Source organism: Burkholderia sp. SIMBA_051, assembly GCF_046534915.1.
Lineage (GTDB): Bacteria > Pseudomonadota > Gammaproteobacteria > Burkholderiales > Burkholderiaceae > Burkholderia > Burkholderia ambifaria.
The window spans coordinates 1-371 of the sequence record NZ_JAWRXS010000088.1; the positions used below are offsets into that span (position 1 = coordinate 1).

A 371-nucleotide genomic window follows, 5' to 3' on the forward strand; every position below is an offset into this window, starting at 1 on the left:
GCAGCGCAAGGAGTTCGATTTCCTCCAGCAGCTGAGCGCGGCGAAGGCGCGCGCCGATCGCCTCGAGGAACAGTTACGCAGCCAGAGCGACGAGCTCGAGCGCGCAACGCGTGACGCGAACACGTTACGCGCGAGCCGCGGGATGAGCCCCGAGATTTCGGCGCTGATGCGGCGTCTGGCTGATGCGGGTCAACTGGACGCCGACGCGTTTTCCGCAATTGGGACGTCGCTGGATCACGAGGTGCCTGTACCGAGCCGGTGCCCGCGTTGCGATGGCGAGCCGGAGTTGTCGCATGGCGACAACGGGTTCGAAGTGTCGTGCCCCGAATGCGACCATGCATCGGGATTCTGGCCATCCCGTTTCGAAGCCG

1 pseudogene is annotated in these 371 nt (G+C 65.5%); it reads left to right on the plus strand.

Annotated elements, in window-relative coordinates:
• A pseudogene (locus SB771_RS33670) lies at window positions 1-371 on the plus strand (DNA-binding protein); the annotation flags it as partial.